Annotated in this window: 14 protein-coding genes; 6 read left to right on the top strand and 8 right to left on the bottom strand. The window is 44.6% G+C overall.

Features of this window, described 5'->3' with window-relative positions; genetic code table 11:
- Window positions 1-156: 156 nt before the first annotated feature.
- The 3 genes from AC060N_RS19525 to AC060N_RS19515 all read right to left on the bottom strand — a co-directional run bounded on the left by AC060N_RS19525 (window position 157) and on the right by AC060N_RS19515 (window position 3,285).
- Window positions 157-828 (bottom strand): CatB-related O-acetyltransferase, encoded by a 672-nt coding sequence (locus tag AC060N_RS19525; RefSeq protein WP_479525179.1) that lies wholly within the window; start codon window positions 826-828, stop codon window positions 157-159.
- Window positions 829-1,090: 262 nt separating this feature from the next.
- On the bottom strand, window positions 1,091-1,705 hold the full coding sequence (locus AC060N_RS19520; RefSeq protein WP_479525178.1) for a deoxynucleoside kinase: 615 nt from the start codon (window positions 1,703-1,705) through the stop codon (window positions 1,091-1,093).
- A gap of 56 nt (window positions 1,706-1,761) precedes the next feature.
- Complete coding sequence (locus AC060N_RS19515) at window positions 1,762-3,285, bottom strand: GH3 auxin-responsive promoter family protein (protein ID WP_479525177.1); 1,524 nt, start codon at window positions 3,283-3,285, stop codon at window positions 1,762-1,764.
- A gap of 141 nt (window positions 3,286-3,426) precedes the next feature.
- Here AC060N_RS19515 and AC060N_RS19510 point away from each other — a divergent pair, with 141 nt between their 5' ends.
- The gene (locus AC060N_RS19510; protein WP_479525176.1) at window positions 3,427-3,957 is read left to right on the top strand and encodes a CvpA family protein; all 531 of its coding nucleotides are present in this window, start codon (window positions 3,427-3,429) and stop codon (window positions 3,955-3,957) included.
- An 8-nt stretch (window positions 3,958-3,965) separates the two neighbouring features.
- Here the strand turns inward: AC060N_RS19510 and AC060N_RS19505 are convergent, their stop codons facing one another.
- Entirely contained in the window at window positions 3,966-5,078 is a 1,113-nt protein-coding gene (locus AC060N_RS19505) for a gamma-glutamyl-gamma-aminobutyrate hydrolase family protein (RefSeq protein ID WP_479525175.1), read from the bottom strand.
- Between the two features lie 189 nt (window positions 5,079-5,267).
- On the opposite strand from AC060N_RS19505, the gene tyrS reads away from it, so the two are divergent.
- The 4 genes from tyrS to AC060N_RS19485 all read left to right on the top strand — a co-directional run bounded on the left by tyrS (window position 5,268) and on the right by AC060N_RS19485 (window position 10,070).
- Complete coding sequence (gene tyrS, locus AC060N_RS19500) at window positions 5,268-6,560, top strand: tyrosine--tRNA ligase (RefSeq protein WP_479525174.1); 1,293 nt, start codon at window positions 5,268-5,270, stop codon at window positions 6,558-6,560.
- Between the two features lie 103 nt (window positions 6,561-6,663).
- On the top strand, window positions 6,664-7,614 hold the full coding sequence (locus AC060N_RS19495; protein ID WP_479525173.1) for a hypothetical protein: 951 nt from the start codon (window positions 6,664-6,666) through the stop codon (window positions 7,612-7,614).
- 6 nt (window positions 7,615-7,620) lie between these two features.
- The gene (locus tag AC060N_RS19490) at window positions 7,621-9,066 is read left to right on the top strand and encodes an O-antigen ligase family protein (protein WP_479525172.1); all 1,446 of its coding nucleotides are present in this window, start codon (window positions 7,621-7,623) and stop codon (window positions 9,064-9,066) included.
- Window positions 9,067-9,209: 143 nt separating this feature from the next.
- On the top strand, window positions 9,210-10,070 hold the full coding sequence (locus AC060N_RS19485; RefSeq protein ID WP_479525171.1) for a hypothetical protein: 861 nt from the start codon (window positions 9,210-9,212) through the stop codon (window positions 10,068-10,070).
- 35 nt (window positions 10,071-10,105) lie between these two features.
- Here AC060N_RS19485 and AC060N_RS19480 read toward each other — a convergent pair whose 3' ends face one another.
- The 3 genes from AC060N_RS19480 to tsaB form a co-directional block, all read right to left on the bottom strand.
- Window positions 10,106-11,089, bottom strand: a complete 984-nt coding sequence (locus AC060N_RS19480) for a hypothetical protein (RefSeq protein ID WP_479525170.1) — start codon at window positions 11,087-11,089, stop codon at window positions 10,106-10,108.
- A 150-nt stretch (window positions 11,090-11,239) separates the two neighbouring features.
- Window positions 11,240-11,809 (bottom strand): elongation factor P, encoded by a 570-nt coding sequence (gene efp, locus AC060N_RS19475; RefSeq protein ID WP_479525169.1) that lies wholly within the window; start codon window positions 11,807-11,809, stop codon window positions 11,240-11,242.
- A gap of 1,195 nt (window positions 11,810-13,004) precedes the next feature.
- A complete protein-coding gene (gene tsaB / locus AC060N_RS19470) occupies window positions 13,005-13,721 on the bottom strand; it encodes a tRNA (adenosine(37)-N6)-threonylcarbamoyltransferase complex dimerization subunit type 1 TsaB (RefSeq protein ID WP_479525168.1) in 717 nt (238 codons plus the stop codon).
- Between the two features lie 735 nt (window positions 13,722-14,456).
- Between tsaB and AC060N_RS19465 the strand changes: the two genes are divergently transcribed.
- Window positions 14,457-15,212 (top strand): LytR/AlgR family response regulator transcription factor, encoded by a 756-nt coding sequence (locus AC060N_RS19465; protein WP_479525167.1) that lies wholly within the window; start codon window positions 14,457-14,459, stop codon window positions 15,210-15,212.
- A gap of 600 nt (window positions 15,213-15,812) precedes the next feature.
- Here AC060N_RS19465 and AC060N_RS19460 read toward each other — a convergent pair.
- Window positions 15,813-16,442: a hypothetical protein gene (locus tag AC060N_RS19460; protein WP_479525166.1), complete on the bottom strand. Its 630-nt coding sequence runs from the start codon at window positions 16,440-16,442 to the stop codon at window positions 15,813-15,815.
- Window positions 16,443-17,059 lie beyond the last annotated feature (617 nt).

Genomic DNA, 17,059 nt, shown 5'->3' with positions numbered 1-17,059 from the left:
TTACTCTTGTTATTTAAAAGCGTTAGATTACTTGTTAGTTATTTGTGGGTAGTTATTCGAGCTTCTGTAGCTAGCTAATAAGTGTACTTTCCAAAAGGTTACTCTCATCATGCATCGGATAATGTATGTTTTTTCTCAAGGATTCTACATTATTACTTAGAGGCTTAGCTTAAGTAACCTTTCAATATCTGAACCCAAAATAGCTTCCAGGTTTTGTTCGATTTTTTCCACATCCCAGTTCCACCATTTCAATTCAAGAAGCTTTTCAATCGTCTCTTCAGAAAAGCGTTTTTTAATCGCTTTAGCAGGATTTCCTCCCACAATGGTATAGGGCTCAACATCTTTAACAACCACGGAACGTGCCCCGATAATTGCTCCATCACCAATGGTAACTCCCGGCATGATGATGGCTTCCATTCCAATCCAAACATCGTTGCCGATATGTGTATTTCCTTTTCTTCCGGGAACCAGGAACATCGCTTCTATTTCTTTCGGGGAGGTTTCGGATGTCATCATGAAGTTGTTAAAAGGGAAAGTGGAAAATCCGTTCATGTTATGATTCGCAGAACTGGTGATAATCCTTACACCATGCGCGATCTGACAAAATTTCCCGATAATTAGTTTTTCGGGACTAAGGGGAAACAGGTAAGGAGCTAAAAAGGAAGCATAATCCTGTAATACTTCGAAATGTCCGAAATAGCTGAAATCGCCAATTTCGATTCGTGGATGATCAATGACCTGGTTTAAGTGAACAACGGTTTTTATTTCAGTTCCATCAGGCATTACCATCGGATACTTTTTTTGTGGGTCCAGCAGTGTTTTTTTCATTTGATTTTTCTTAGGTGTTATCAAATCATTGATTCGTTGCAATAAGTTGCTGCTTCAAAGTCTCTGATATTTATTGAAATAATTGTCAGGCTCAGGCATTTCATAAATTCTTTAAATTCTGATTAAGTTACATAACAAAAGTATAGTGTACATGACTCACAGGCGTTCGGAATTATAATGACGGACCTAATGATGTGAATTTGCGATAAAAAAAGCCACTGAATTTCTCCAGTGGCTTCGGAATATTTTCTGCCCGGATTGTCTAAAACAATCCGTTTATCTGGGCGTCAATGCGGTCAATGACTTTGCTGAGGTCCTCGGCGCTATCGGCAAAATTGATTTCATCGACGTTAATAATGAGCATTTTTCCTTTGTGGTATTTCGAAATCCAGGCTTCGTAACGCTGATTCAACTGTTTCAGGTAGTCGAGACGAATGGAATTTTCGTAATCGCGGCCACGCTTCTGAATCTGGTTCACCAGTGTCGGGATGGAAGCACGCAGGTAGATAAGCAAATCCGGCGGTTCGATCAGACGGGTCATCAGTTCGAAGAGCGAGCGGTAGTTGTTAAAATCGCGGGTGCTCATCAGGCTCATGTCATGCAGGTTCGGAGCAAAAATTTCGGCATCCTCGTAAATGGTCCGGTCCTGGATAATTGTTTTTCCCGATTTCCGGATATCGAGTACCTGGTTGAACCGGTTATTCAGGAAATACACCTGAAGATTGAACGACCAACGCTGCATGTCGTGGTAAAAGTCGTCGAGGTAAGGATTATCATCAGTGCTCTCGTAATGGGCTTCCCAGCCGTAATGTTTAGAAAGCAGGCTTGTAAGTGTGGTCTTTCCCGCACCGATGTTTCCAGCTATGGCAATGTGCATTGTCTAGGGTTTTTCAAAAACATACGAATGTAATAAAACCATCGATAATTTCCGCTCTACCGCGAAAGTTCATGATGAAACGGAAGCAATTGTTCCAGGTAATCACGGTTATTCGAAAGGCGTGGAACTTTATTTTGTCCACCGATTTTGCCTTTTTCTTTCATCCAGTGATAAAAAGTACCCTGGGCAGCAGCAATAACTTTCGGGGAATTGAGAGTGGTATTTTTATGTCGCTTGGCTTCGTAATCCGAGTTGACACTTTGAAGTGTCTTGTCCAATATTTCCGTAAAACGGGAAAGATCGGCCGGAGGCGTTTCAAATTCAATGAGCCACTCATGAGCCCCTTTCGCGTTGTCGCCCATAAAAACCGGTCCGGCAGTATAATCGCGAATGGTGGCCCCGGTTTCGTCGCAAGCCTGCTTAAGCGCTTTTTCAGCATTATCGATGATGACCTCTTCACCAAATGCATTGATGAAGTGCTTTGTCCGGCCGGTGATTTTGATTTTGTACGGATTTTTCGAAGTAAAGACCACCGTGTCTCCAATCAGGTAGCGCCACAGGCCGCCATTGGTTGAAATAACCATCGCGTAATTGATTCCGGTTTCCACGTCCCAAAGCGGAATGGTTTTCGGATTTTCCTTTCCGTATTCCGACATGGGGATGAACTCGTAGAAAATACCATAATCGAGCATCAGCAGCAGATCATCCCGGGAAGGATCGTCCTGAATAGCAAAGAAACCTTCCGATGCATTGTAGGTTTCGAGATAACGCATCTCGTCCGACGGAATCAGCTTGCGGTACTGTTCGCGGTAAGGCTCGAAGTTGATGCCGCCGTGGATGAATACTTCCAGGTTCGGCCAGACTTCCAGCATGTTATTTTTTCCGGTGTAATCGAGTACATGACGAAGCAGCACGAGGTACCACGACGGTACGCCGGCAAACGAAGTCACATTTTCGTGGATAGAAGTTTTGGTAATTTCGTCCACTTTCCGCTCGAATTCTTCAATCAGTGCTATTTCTGTGGGAGGCGTCCGGTTGAGGTCAGTCCAGAACGGTAGGTTCTCTATCATGATGGCCGAGAGATCGCCGTAATACGATTTGTTGCTGAGGTTGCTAACGCGATGACTGCCACCCAATGTCAGGCTTTTTCCCGTTAGGGCTTTGGCTTCGGGATAGTTGCGGTGGTAAATGGCCAACACATCTTTTCCTCCGCGAAAGTGGCAATCTTCCAGTGAATCAGTGGAAACCGGAATAAACTTGCTCTTAGCGTTGGTGGTTCCCGACGACTTGGCAAACCACCGGATTTCGCCAGGCCAAAGCACATTACGCTCCCCATCGATCATCCGCGAAATGTGCGGTTCCATTTGTTCGTAGGTACTGATTGGTATGCGTTCGGCAAATTGCTCCACCGATTTAATGGAGCGGTAGTCGTATTTCCTGCCCCATTCGGTGTTCTTGGCCTCGTTCAATAAATTAAATAACATCTCCTCCTGAATCTCCTCCGCATGGTTCCGGTAGAGTTCAATCTGGTAAATGCGTTTGTAATTAACCCATTTGATGATGGAATTCAGCAGTGCCATTCGTTTTTTTCGAATTAAGTTGGTTCAAGGTCAGGATGTTAAGTTTTTCACACCCGGAAGGCAAAATACATAATTTTTTCGGGGTACCTCTTTTCTGCTCCATTTTTTGATATTTTTACCTTATCGAATCAATCCGAAACCATGAATTTGCTTGATATTATTTTTGCCGCCCTTCTGGTATTTGCTGCTGTCCGGGGATTTCAAAAGGGATTTTTTATCGAACTGGCTTCCATTGCTGCCTTGTTGCTGGGGATTTGGGGAGCTGTTGAATTTTCGGGCTTTACAGCATACTATCTGCATTCGGCATTCGACTGGAATCCTGAACATCTGGGTTTGATTGCCTTTATCCTCACCTTTATTTTGGTTGTGGTCGCGGTTCATTTGGTGGCACGGTTGGCTGACACACTGTTTAAGGCTGTAGCACTCGGTATGTTGACCCGACTGGCCGGCGTGATTGTAGGCGTGTTGAAAGCCGCTTTTATCATCAGCATTTTGTTGATTTTGATCGAAACCGTGGGCAAATATACATTCAACCTGATACCACCCGAAAAGGCCAATCAATCGATACTGTACAAACCGCTGCGGAATTTTGCGCCCAGCATTCTGCCCTTCTTCCATTTCGACGAAGCCAAAAAAGAGCTGAAAGAAGGCGTCCAGCAAGTTTCGCTGTAAACTCCGGTTTATTTTTTGCTCTCGGTCACCTTCCGGGAAAAATCATTCCAGAATGCTTTGTTGAAAGCCAGGCTGTTGGTCCTTTGTAACAGCTTATTCGGACTGAAAGATTCGTCATTTGTGCGGTTGAATTTCATATGGGGATGATACAGATAATCCTGTTCGGGATGAAACTGAACGCCAATTACGTTGGGAAATCGGGTACTTCGGAGACCTTCCACTATTTTACCATCCATTGATGTGGCGATGACTTTCAGGTTTTGTCCGATTTTCCCCGCACACTGGTGATGGGCACTTAGCACATAAGGGGTAGTGTTTTCCGGGAAGCCGGCGTCAGTAACAAAATAGCCGTCCTTCACCAACCGAATGGGGTGAAAATGCCCGTAGAGAATATCCTGATTATCCGAAAAGCCATGGTAATAATTCCGGTGCATCATCGCTGGTGACATCTTCAGTACATCTTCCACATCGTGTATTCCATAAACATCTTGCGGAATATCCTGTATGAGTGTTCCGCCGGCAGCCACGTTCATGGTTTGCATGCCGAGGCAGAATGCGCGGATAACAAAGTCAGGCTGTTCTTCCAGGAATGGTTTGAAGTTCGGATTTTGGGAACCGCCAATCAGGTGGAAGAAGAATGAAGCCTCAAAAAAGTGCCGCATAGGGTCGGTCACCGAAGTAAGCAACTCCTGTTTGGCTCCGTAAATGGATGGCGGAATATCCGGTCCACCGAAGAAAAGAATGGCATCTGCACTTTCGAAAAGTTGATGGAACTGCGCAGTACAGGCATTCTTCCTGAAAAGGTCATCGAGTGTGAGTTTTCCCTCGACTTTCTCCAGATGGTAATTTTCGATGAGGTGTTCGGCTAAATATTTTTCAGAAGCTGAATAATCATAGTTTTCGTCAGCGTAATAAACGCCAAGCATTTCCAGATTGGAAATGTCAATCAAGCCGTCTTTGACCAGTGCCAGCGCATTTTCGATGTTACTCACCGTTGGGTGCAGCAGGATGATGCGGTGCTTGTTTCCATTAGAGGCAAACGCGTTGGTCGAAAGCAGAAAAATCAGCAGGAATGTGAATGCGCGATTCAGGCGAAAGGTAAAGAAGTGGTTTCGTTTCATGATGGTTGGGCTAATGGTGTGGTTTTTAAAGATAGCATCTTTTCCCGTTAGGACGAACGGAAGGTCTTCGGCGGAGAGCGTTAAAATTTTGTATCTTAGCGCGAAATTTCAGCCGGACAGTCGTTTTTCCGGTTTCCCGGAAGGTTGAAATGCACAAACGGAACATTTAACGGACTAAAAAATATACCAGTGAATTTTGTAAATGAGCTTACCTGGCGGGGCATGATTCACGACATGATGCCCGGTACGGAAGAACAATTGGAGAAAGAGATGACCACGGCCTATGTGGGAATCGACCCGACGGCCGATTCGTTGCACATTGGTCACCTGGTTGGGGTAATGATGCTGAAACATTTTCAGGTGGCCGGCCACAAACCGATTGTGTTGGTGGGGGGCGCTACCGGAATGATTGGCGATCCATCGGGTAAATCGCAGGAGCGGAACCTGTTGGATGAAGAGACATTGCGTCATAATCAGAATTGCCTGAAAGAACAGCTGGCCAAATTCCTCGATTTCAGCTCGGAAGTGGAGAATGGTGCAGAAATGGTGAATAATTACGACTGGATGAAGGAGTTCAGCTTTCTTGGTTTCATCCGCGATATCGGGAAACATATTACTGTGAACTACATGATGTCGAAGGACTCGGTGAAGAAGCGTCTCGACGGAAGTAGCAAAACCGGACTATCGTTTACCGAATTCACCTATCAGCTGGTTCAGGGAACCGATTTCCTTCATTTATACGAGACCAAAAACTGCAAATTGCAGATGGGCGGTTCCGATCAGTGGGGAAATATTACCACTGGTACCGAACTCATTCGTCGTAAGCTGGGAGGAGAGGCCTTCGCACTTACTTGTCCGCTGATTACCAAAGCCGACGGGAAAAAGTTTGGAAAAACCGAATCGGGCAACATTTGGCTCGATCCGAAGCGCACTTCACCTTACAAATTTTACCAGTTTTGGTTGAACACCTCCGATGACGATGCCGAACGGTACATTAAAATCTTTACGCTGTTGCCCCAGGAGGAGATCAAAAAGCTGGTAGCGGAGCATCAGGAAGCACCACACACGCGTATTCTGCAGAAAACGCTGGCCAAAGAGGTGACCTGTATGGTTCACTCCGAAGCCGATTATGATGCGGCTGTAGAGGCATCACAGATTCTGTTTGGAAAAGGGACGGAAGAGCAATTGCGCAAGCTGGATGAAGATACCTTCCTTTCGGTTTTCGAAGGGGTTCCGCAATTCCCGGTCGACCGGAAGTTGTTTGACGAAGGTGTTGGCGTCATCGATCTGCTGGCAGAGCATACGCAGGTGTTCCCGTCGAAAGGAGAGTTGCGCCGGACCATCAAAGGAGGCGGTTTAAGCATTAACAAATCGAAAGTGGCGGCCGACGATGCAACCGTGAATGCTGCGTCGCTGATTGGAGAAAAGTATTTGCTGGTGCAGAAGGGGAAGAAGAATTACTTCCTGATTATCGCAGGATAATTGTTATTTTCTGCTGAACAGCATGATATTAGATAATTTTTGACGGGTCTTGTTCGTTTCCTTTGTGAATGACAAGGCCCGTTTTACTTTCAGTTAACTAACCATGGAAAATTATTTTGACAATCGCCGTCTGTTGCAACTGCTCCTGAAATGGAAGCTCCATTTGGGGATTATTGCTGTTGTAGCCGCAGTATTGGCCGCCATCTTCACTGGCCCGACCTTTATCCACCCCAAATTCCGTTCAGTAGCCAAAGTGTATCCCATGCTGGATGTCCGGACTTTTAGCGATGAATCGGAAACCGAGCAGATGTTGGAGTTTTTTAATTCGACCGATTTGAAGCGTCGTATGGTAGAGACTTTTGACTTAGGTGAGGCTTATCGGGTTTCGAAAAACTACCCCTATTTCTGGTCCACCGTACTCGATCGGTATGACAAAAATGTGGACATCCGGAAGACCGAATATCAGGCTGTCGAAATCAGTATTCTCGACGAAGAGCCACAACGGGCCTCTGATATGGTGGATTCGCTGATATCTTATTGCAATAACAAAATGTTGCATGTATACCGTCAGAGGTATAGAGAATATGCGGAAACCAGCGGCATGGAACTCAAAAATCTGGTGCTCCAACGTGATTCATTGGTAAAAGATTTGACACAATACAGCGAAAAGACCGGTTTACTTGACTATCCGGAGCAGGTGAAGGAGGTAACCCGGGGTTATATGGCAGCGGTTGTCAAAGGAGGAGTGTCATCTCCTTCATCCCGAGAGGTTAAGAAAGATTTGGAGAATTTAGGCCAAAAGGGTGTCCATTTTTGGCAGATGAGCGAAGAGCTACAGGGTCGCAATATAGAGATCGATTCGCTGAGAACTTATCATCATTGGGCACTTTCTCAGTCGAACAAACAGGTCCGGTTTGCCAGGGTTGTTCAAAAACCTTTCCCAGCCGATAGGAAATACTGGCCGAAACGAACCCTGATTGTGCTGTTGAGTGTTTTGTTTGCTCTGTTGATTGGAACAGTCGTTATCGCAGTAGTCGATCGTAAAAAATCGTAGCATCGGGTGGAACGCGTCAGCCACATAAAACTTGCTCTGTTTTACATTGTGTCGCTTCTTTTTATTGCGGCCAATATTTATCTGTTGATTGTGAAGGAGAGCCGGCTGCTGATCCTATTGCCTTTGGCTTTGGGTGTGGTGCTGTTGGCTCTGTACCGTCTGGATGTTTTGTTTCGACTGGTCATATTTTTGACACCACTTTCTATCCCGTTAACCACATTTTATCCGGATTCAACCATCAATATGAGCCTGCCATCGGAACCCATTCTCTTTGGACTGCTGGGCATATTTGTGCTGCGCCTTTTAAAGGAGAATGATTTTGACCGGAAGGTGTGGCGTCACCCTGTTACGTTGATGATTGGCATCTACCTGGGCTGGATGTTGCTGACCAGTTTGACCTCTACGATGCCACTGGTGTCGTTAAAAGCTTTTTTGGCAGCTGCCTGGTTTATCAGCGCTGCCTATTTCATGGCAACACAGTATCTGAAGAGAGGATTTTCATCGGTCAGGGAGTTGTGGTTACTTTTCCTGGCAGGAATGGTCATCGTGATAATCCTGACCATTAGGAAGCACATTGGTTATGGTTTATGGAATAAACAGATTGCTTATAAAGTTCCTCAGCCATTTTTTAACGATCATACCGTTTACGGTGCCGTCATAGCGATGTTGATTCCCTATTTGCTGGCTTTTGCCGCTGATCGCAAAAGCAGGATGAAAACACGGGCGTTGTTTGTTCTGCTCCTGCCTGTCTTTGTTGCCGGCCTGGTGTTCTCCTACTCACGTGCCAGTTGGTTAAGTGTGGCTGTTGCTGCCGTTGTTTGGGTCATCATGAAGTTGCGCATTCGGTTCACACATCTTCTCCTTACGACTGTAACCGTCGTGGTCATCCTGTTTACATTTTGGACACAGATTCTGTTGAAGCTGGAAACAAACAAGACCGATTCTTCGAGTAACATGGTGAAACATGTGGAGTCGATGACCAATATTACTTCCGATGCATCGAACGTGGAACGGTTGAATCGCTGGTACTGCGCGTTGGAAATGTTTAAGGAAAAGCCGGTTTTTGGATGGGGACCGAATACGTATCAGTTCAAATATGCTCCGTTTCAGATTCGGGAATTCAGAACGATTATCAGCACTAACTCCGGCGATTGGGGAAATGCACACAGCGAATACCTGGGCGCATTGGTCTCTTCCGGTTTGTTGGGATTACTCGCTTTCCTGGCACTGATTGTCTCTATTTTATACACCGGCATCCGACTGTATTCCCGAACGGAGGATTCCCGGACGCGACTCCTGTCGTTAGCCGCGGTGTTATCCCTCACTACCTACTTCGTCCACAGCTTTCTCAACAATTTCCTCGATATGGACAATGCCGCCATTCCTTTCTGGATGAGTTTTGCGCTGATTGTGGTGCTGGATATAGAGAAATCTAATAGGATTAGAGACTAGAACCAGGATTGTTCTTTCCCGAAAGATGTTGGCAATAAAAAACGTAATTATTCGTTAATAAGGCAGATAGACTACGTGCTTTTGCTGAACATACTTTTCTTGTTTCGCAAACGACTTCTTCGACCGAGTTTAATTCTATAGTAATGAATCGTACTTTACTAATAATTGTGTTTCTGTTTTTTACAGGGGTCTCGTCGGCTCAAATTGCGACAACTGCGGACGGAAACTGGCAAGACGGAGCGACTTGGGGCGGAACTGCTCCGGACAATCTGAATCTGAACAGCAATGCCACAATTAATCATAAAGTTGTATTGGTCGGCGACCTTCATTTAACGGCTCAAATTACTTTGACGGTGAATGACATTCTCGTTATTTACGGGAATGTCTATATGGACAATAACAAAAGTCAAATAACATTAAATGGAGGTGGTAGTTTGCTTGTTTATGGGACTTTTACTTGTGATAATCCTAATCAAGTGGTACTGGTTAGCGGTGATTTGCTGATAACGGGACTGTTGACAATAACAAATAGTCAGGGGCACGATAATATTGATATTCAGGGAGGAGGAAGAGTTTTTGCTACAGGTGGTATTACAGGTACATCTGTTTCAGGAACAATTTATGAAACACTTCCTACCGATCCTAATGATCCCATTAATGTGCTAAATGGCACCTATTCTGCTACTCAATCATTTATTCTGCCTTCGGATCAAATATCAGGTTGTGATGGAGATATTGTCTATATACAATGGAAGAACTTACTCTCTTTCTGGTTCTCTTATCGGTTGTTTATTACATCGCCTAATTTAGCTAGTCCCTTGGTTCTTGTTGATACAACTTCAGGGGTGACAGAGATTAATACCTACTTACAATTAAAAAAAGCATATGAGGGAGGAACTCTAATCGGGCGTTGGTATTTTTTAGGCGCAGCATTTTACGACGAAACTTCCCCAATTAATGTTTCGTCGGCTCCCACTACAGGCATTATACAAAGAGTGCCTTAAACCGAAATAATGTTTCTCTCAATTGTCCCAAAATTTTATTTCGTTATGGTTCCTGTTGTTGGTGGATCGGAAAGATTAATGGGTACTACTTTGTAACCGGGAAGTATCACATTTGAAGTGTTCTCAAGGTAAAATAGTACTGAATAAGTATGTCCGGTAGGATTCTCGCTAATTATCACATCTTGAGGTCCTGAATATGTTGTATAGCCACTTCCGCCTACCGGTTGTTGGTTAGTCGTGTCACCATAGTCACGTATGACTTGGTAAACAATTACTAAAGTATTATCAGCTGTATTATTGCTTGCAGTTGGAAGCGTGAAAGTAAATGAACTTTGGTCATTACTTACGCAACCTTCGACGGAGGATGGGGAAGCAGTAATATTGTTATCTCCAACGGCTTCCTGAATAGGAACAGGCAATAAACAACTCCCATCATTGTAACATCCATTGTAACCACCTGAAGTCCCATCATATGGGCCTGGATAATGAGATGTTGGAGGATTTACATAATAAATATTTTCAGCTCCAGAAATGATCTTTTGTGAAGCGGTTCCGCTAAAACTAGTGACTCCTCCAACATAGAAATAACCATCGCCGGGAGAGGTTGATGCAGATATTGAAATTTTATTTGGACCAGTGAAGTCTCCCAATACAATCAAAACCCCTCCCGGTTCGATCGTAATCCCACCATCAAGTTGTGCATCATTCTTAAAATATAAGTTACCCGTTATAACAAGGGTTCCAGATACAGTGAGCGAGCTTGATTTTGCATTAAAGTTGAGATCGCCGTTTAATGTTATGTAGCTACCTGCAACGATATTGACATTACTGGTAGTTGAAAACGTTGTGGGAGGTGGGATTGTTGGTGTTGGATTGGGTGCGTAAATGGTATTATCCCAACTAGCTGCATCATTCCAAATACCAGTAACTGGATTTGATTGATAATCTTGCGAAAAAGCAGCAAACGAAATGAAAATCAGAAAGAAAGTTAGGGTATATTTCAGCATCCGGGTTTTCATAGGAAAAGTTGATTTCATTCAGGAAAAACAAGTAATTGTCTAATTATTGGGCAATTTAATGAATAATCCTTTTACTGCCAGTTGTTCATCATAAAAAAATCCCGGACAACTGTGTCGACCGGGATTCAGGTATCGTTTCAAAGAATTTTCTTATTTCTTCACACGCTCTGAGTAAGAACGGTCGCGGGTATCCACTTTGAGAATGTCTCCCTGGTTGATGAAAATCGGGACCATGATGGTGGCGCCGGTTTCCATTTCGGCAGGTTTTAGTGCGGTGGAGGAAGCCGTGTTGCCTTTCTCGCCCGGTTCGGTGTAAACCACTTCCAGTTCAACAAACGGAGGTAGCTCAACGCTTAAAGCAGTTTCGGTTTCGGCATGGAACACGATCTCCAGCATCATGCCATCTTTCAACAGGTCGGCGTTTTCTACCAGATCCGGCTGAATAATCACCTGTTCGAATGTTTCAGTGTGCATGAAGTTGAATCCCATATCATCTTTATACAGGAACTGATAAGGGCGGCGCTCGATACGGGCCACGGTCACTTTCACTCCGGAGTTGAAGGTGTTCTCAATCACACGTCCGGTTTTCAGGTTTTTCAGTTTGGTCCGAACAAAAGCTGATCCCTTTCCTGGTTTTACGTGCTGAAACTGCACAATCTGGAACAACTGGTCGTTGTACTCAATGCACAATCCGTTACGGAAATCTGCAGTAGTTGCCATTATAATATGTTTAAATAAATGATTATTACTTACTTCCCCAGATTTCCGGGGATCTGTCAGGCCGCAAATTTAGTGAAACTTTCCTAAAGGGCATGAGAAAGATAGGGAAGTGTTTCATATTGCGTATGTTGTGGTTCCCGGCGCTTCCTGCGAAGTCATAGGATTCCAGGCTGAGGAGATTCGCGGCAGACTGTAGGGGCACGATACATCGTGACTGTGCAGTCGTTGACAAAATTGTTTTGTATTGTTCTTCTGTATGAAGGCGTTAGAGAGTAACTAATTCAAGGCTCCACGCAAAGTTTGAATACGCGGAGCACGCGAAGAAAAAGAGAAGGTCTGTGAATTTGAATAGATATTTATGCTGAAATGTATGGGTTCAGAGAGTTGCTGACTCTCTGCGGACTTAGTGGTTCTTAGCGTGCTTTGGAGAGAAAAATAGAAGGCTCCACGCGGAGACCGCAAAGTTTGAATACGCGGAGAACGCGAAGAAAAAGAGAAGGTCTGTGAATTTGAATAGATATTTATGCTGAAATGGATGGGTCAGAGAGTTGCAGACCTGGAGAATCTCTGCGGGCTTTGTGGTGCTTGGCGCTCTTTGCGAGGAAGAAATAAAAGGCTCCACGCAGAGACCGTAAGGGATTGAAAATCAATATGAAAAATCATTTTTAAGCTATCTGGCAGGAATGGTGCGTTTTACGGTGATTGAAAAGAAGTCCTCTAGGGACTTTGGGATGCTTTAGCGCTCTTTGCAGGGAATTAAAAAGGTGGTCGCTACAAAAACTGCGGTGGTTTTAGTTCGAACCACGTGTCGTTTTGATCAGGATCACACATGGTTTTGTCGAAAAGCACGTGTGGTTTCAGCCAGGATCACGTGTGGTTTTGAGTAAAAGCACGTGTGGTTTTGGAAAATGGGCTTGATACGATAGGTAGATGACTTTTTCCGGGCTTCAAAGCCATGAAATTGAAATCATATATAAATCTCTGCGGGCTTTGTGGTTCTTAGCGCTCTTTGCGAGGAACCTTTTTTACCACAAAGGTCACGAAGAGTTGCACAAAGGACGCAATGCGAAACCAACCTTCGAAGCCGAACGATAGGAACCACAGTAACGACAGAAACATTTAAAACAGTGAATGATACAAAGGTCAAAAGTCTCCTGGCTTACAATCCCTTACTTAACACTCTTCTAATAGTCTTTTATTCCTGGTTTCCAAAGATGTTTTTCCGGGGAACCGTGGCAATAAAGTCTTTTAAGTAAAGAGGTTCATAATAAGCCACATCGACAAAGCTTTTCTCCCGGAAGGCCTTTTCGGCGAGCGCCGCCATGTATTTCGACGAAGCGGTAATTTCTTCGGGGAAAAGGGCATTGGGGTGCTGAATGGCCCGTTTGCATTTCTCCGCTCCGTTTCCGAAAAATGCAACAGGGCCTTTTTGCAAATATTCCAGGAAGGAATGGTGGTCGATAACGTCGGCAGAAATATCCCGGACCTGTTTTCCATCGGTGGAATAGAGGGCGGAGTATACCTCCATGCGTCGTGCATCAATCATGGGACAGAGAAGCAAATCGTCAGCAGGAAGGTTGTAATCCGAAAGATGAGCCGCCACATGATTGGCCATTGATTCCAGTGATGACAGAGCAATCAGTGGTATTCCGGCAGCATAGCAAATACCCTTTGCTGCCGACACCCCGATTCGGAGCCCCGTGTAGGAACCCGGCCCTCCCGATACAGCTACAGCATCCAGCTGTTCTGCTGTTAATTTCAATTCGTTGAAAATTTCTTCAATAAACACGGTCAACAATTTGGCATGATTCATACCATCACTGTTTTCACGAAAAGTGAGAATGTGACCGTTTTCCGCTACGGAAACAGAACAAACTTCGGTTGAGGACTCCAGGTTCAGAATTAAAGACATGCTTTCAATTTTGTGCAAAGATGGTAAATTTTTCAAGTCGGTATTTTATCCGGCTAGTGAGTAACGTTTCGACCGGATGGATGGTTTAAGTAAAAGGCCCTCGGTGTCGGGGCACGATACATCGTGACCGAGGATTCCAAAGAAACCTGATTTTTTCTGTTTGATCGTCCCGCGGTTTACACGGAAAGCAAATTTTCCACGAAGAGGGCTCAAAGCCTGAATACGCGAAGCATGCAATGGTAAACAGGTTTAATGGGGCTTTGTTAATCATTGATGAAGGAACGTATGAATTTAAGGAGTAGCTGAATGAAGAGAATTTCAGCGTTCTTTGTGCTTCTTAGCGATCTTTTCGAGGAATGAATTAAGGCACCACGCAGAGCCCGCAAAGCCTAAACACGCGAAGCATGCAAAGGAAGAGAGAACTTCATCTCATGCCGAACAGGAATATAAGGTTAAAGTTGCCAGGTTTATAGGTTAAAGGAAGAAGACATTTATGGTATTCGGTGTAGGGTATTAGGTCTTAAATCTAAAGTCTGGTGTCTGATGTCTTTTTTCTAACAACAGAAACGTAGCGCAACCTGAAACCTGAAATGGGGTGGTTCGGGAGGGTAGTACCTTATTTCATGCCGAACATAATTCCGTAAAACTTTCGTCCCTGTTTCCGTGTTGATATGTTGTGTTTTTATACTTTTACGAGGTTTATTCTGAATTTCATACAATTGGTATAGAGAAATCATGTTGCGCACGGTTATCATAGACGACGATCATCTTTCGAGAACGATTTTGAAAAAGACATTCGAGAAATGTTTTGAAAATGTGATTCTCGAGGGGGAAGCTGATTCTGTCGCTTCAGGTCTTGAGTTGATTAACCGGGTGAATCCCAATTTGGTTTTCCTCGACATTAAACTTCCCGACGGTACCGGGTTCGATTTGATTGAAAAACTAGAGAACACGGACTTCAAACTAATTTTTACAACGGCGTATAGCGAGTATGCCATCAAAGCTTTCAAGTATTCAGCATTCGACTACATTGTGAAGCCGATCGTTCCCGACGACATTAAGGCATCGCTGAACCGGATTAACCAGGTGTCATCCGCATCGACTTTGCCAAGAGTAAGGGCCATGCGGGATAATTTGTTTGGCTCGTCAGAAGAGTCCAACGCTACCATAGCCTTGCCGGAGTTGAATGGATTTTCCATTGTGCGGATTGACGATATTGAACGTTGTGAAGGCGAGCGTAATTACTCACGCATTTTCTTTAAAGACGGAACCGAAACATTGGTGAGCCGGACGCTGATGGAATTTGAAAATCTTCTGGCTCATCACGGCTTTTGCCGCATCCACCGTAGCCATCTGATTAACCTGAAAAATGTGGTACGCTACCTGAAATCGGGGGGCGGTATGGTCGAAATGAAGAGTGGGGAAATGTTGAAGGTTTCCTCGAAATACAAAGATGAACTATTAAACCGGCTACTCCATAACCGACTTTGAGCAATTCGCTCCTCCGAAATTTTTGTGGTTTCAACTTCGACTTGTTACAATCGTCATCACTCCGATAAACTTCTGCATCTTACGGTCGAAACAGCGTTCGTTTTCCCAATGGCTGCATCGCGCGACCGCTTTGTAACGCGAGGTGGGGGCCTGTTACCCAAGCCTGTCCCGACGGACGTCGTGGGGCGTTGCCATTGGGCTAAATTGAACTGGCCTTTCAGGCCGGAGAATTCATCATTTCTTCTTTCATCTAAAGGCAATCGATTGTTATTTTTTAATCTCGGTCATTCGCGAACTGTCCTCCTCTTTGGAGGAGGTGGCCGCAGGCCGGAGGAGGAAATGCCGGTAAATGGCAATATCTACGCCGCTGCACGTTGCGGTCGAAACAACGTTCGTTTTCCAAAACGGCTTCACCGCACGACCTTGATGAACACTTTTCTTCAATTTTTATTCTACAATACTGCATGCCCTACGGGCAAACAGATAAATAGCACTCCGTCATTTATCTACCTTCTTAAAACTTAAATCTTTTTGCTTAAAACTCTCTTGTATCTATTATCTAACGTCTGAATGTCATCATTCAAAATTCTTTACGTGCGCCTAAACCGAAAAATGCTTGTCTGGTGAATATTTTTCCCGGTTTGCCGAAGCAAAAAACAGGTACAACTCCCAGGAACCTTTTGTCAATTGCCCCGTGAAATCGATGGTACACTTACCGGTCTCCCGCCGGACGCCTGCCTCGATAGGTCCAATGGCTTTAAAACTTCCACCGTAAACTATCAACAGTTCATCATCCGGTCGTTCCTTACTGGTAATACATTCCGGATTCCAGCTGACATGCACCACCATCGGGTTCAATTCGTCGCGGTGGAGCATTAAGTTTTGAGGAAGAGCCAGTGGCCCGGTGGAGTAATGCAAAAGGGAAGGATCGAAGGCAGATCCATCCGCATTAAAGGCGGGCAGGTTGGCTTTCATGAAAAGATTATAGCCGGTTTGTTGCTTTGTTGCCGACAAATTCCAGATTGGCTGTACAATGTTTCCGTGAAGCATCCGGTAAAACCGCGTAAATGCCTGAAATCTTCTTCGGTGTTGTTCCTGTTTGGGGCTCCAGCTGTCTTTGCGACGCTCAGGTGCTGTCCGGACGTAGGTTTTATCGCCTACTTTTACAAAGACCAAGCCGTCGAGCTTACCTGATAAGTGACCCCCGATTGTACCATGAATTCGAGCCATATAGATAGAATAGTTAGTTAGTTTACATTAATGAAAATAAATTTCTCTAATTAAAAATACGAAAAGTATATAAAAACCTTACAGAAACCATAGAGAAAGGCTATGGCACAAGTTTATAAACTCTATAGCGGGTATCTGGTCATTCCCTTTGCAACAAATTGCCGTGAATGCTAACAATTGACCGGGTTTCAACGTGCAGTCATTCACAAACGGTCCTCCTCTTTGGAGGAGGAAATACCGGTAAAAGGCAATTTCTGTGCCGTTGCACGTTTCGGTAGAAACAGCGTTCGTTTTCCAAATGGTTGCATCGCACGACGGCTTTGTAACGCGGGGTGGTTTCCTGTTACCCAAGCCTGTCCCGACGGACGTCGTGGGGCGTTGCCATTGGGCTAAATTGAACTGGCCTTTCAGGCCGAAGAATACAACATTTCTTCTTTCATCTATAAAGGCAATCAATTGTTTTTTTATCTCGGTCATTCGCGAACTGTCCTCCTCTTTGGAGGAGGTGGCCGCAGGCCGGAGGAGGATAGTAAAACTCCTACGGAGTACGGTCGTTTCCTTGTATTTCATTTCTACAATACTGTATGCCCTACGGGCAAACAGATAAACAGCACTCA

Source organism: Prolixibacter sp. DSM 2831, from assembly GCF_056493735.1.
This window is presented reverse-complemented; position numbering and strand designations above follow the sequence as displayed.

What these genes read in the sequence shown, in the direction of transcription:
- AC060N_RS19520 (WP_479525178.1), bottom strand. Translation starts at nt 1,705, where the DNA reads ATGCACATTGCCATAGCTGGAAACATCGGTGCGGGAAAGACCACACTT.
- AC060N_RS19510 (WP_479525176.1), top strand. Translation starts at nt 3,427, where the DNA reads ATGAATTTGCTTGATATTATTTTTGCCGCCCTTCTGGTATTTGCTGCT.
- tsaB (WP_479525168.1), bottom strand. Translation starts at nt 13,721, where the DNA reads ATGTCTTTAATTCTGAACCTGGAGTCCTCAACCGAAGTTTGTTCTGTT.
- AC060N_RS19495 (WP_479525173.1), top strand. Translation starts at nt 6,664, where the DNA reads ATGGAAAATTATTTTGACAATCGCCGTCTGTTGCAACTGCTCCTGAAA.
- AC060N_RS19505 (WP_479525175.1), bottom strand. Translation starts at nt 5,078, where the DNA reads ATGAAACGAAACCACTTCTTTACCTTTCGCCTGAATCGCGCATTCACA.
- AC060N_RS19515 (WP_479525177.1), bottom strand. Translation starts at nt 3,285, where the DNA reads ATGGCACTGCTGAATTCCATCATCAAATGGGTTAATTACAAACGCATT.
- AC060N_RS19480 (WP_479525170.1), bottom strand. Translation starts at nt 11,089, where the DNA reads ATGAAAACCCGGATGCTGAAATATACCCTAACTTTCTTTCTGATTTTC.
- AC060N_RS19485 (WP_479525171.1), top strand. Translation starts at nt 9,210, where the DNA reads ATGAATCGTACTTTACTAATAATTGTGTTTCTGTTTTTTACAGGGGTC.
- AC060N_RS19525 (WP_479525179.1), bottom strand. Translation starts at nt 828, where the DNA reads ATGAAAAAAACACTGCTGGACCCACAAAAAAAGTATCCGATGGTAATG.
- efp (WP_479525169.1), bottom strand. Translation starts at nt 11,809, where the DNA reads ATGGCAACTACTGCAGATTTCCGTAACGGATTGTGCATTGAGTACAAC.
- AC060N_RS19460 (WP_479525166.1), bottom strand. Translation starts at nt 16,442, where the DNA reads ATGGCTCGAATTCATGGTACAATCGGGGGTCACTTATCAGGTAAGCTC.
- AC060N_RS19465 (WP_479525167.1), top strand. Translation starts at nt 14,457, where the DNA reads ATGTTGCGCACGGTTATCATAGACGACGATCATCTTTCGAGAACGATT.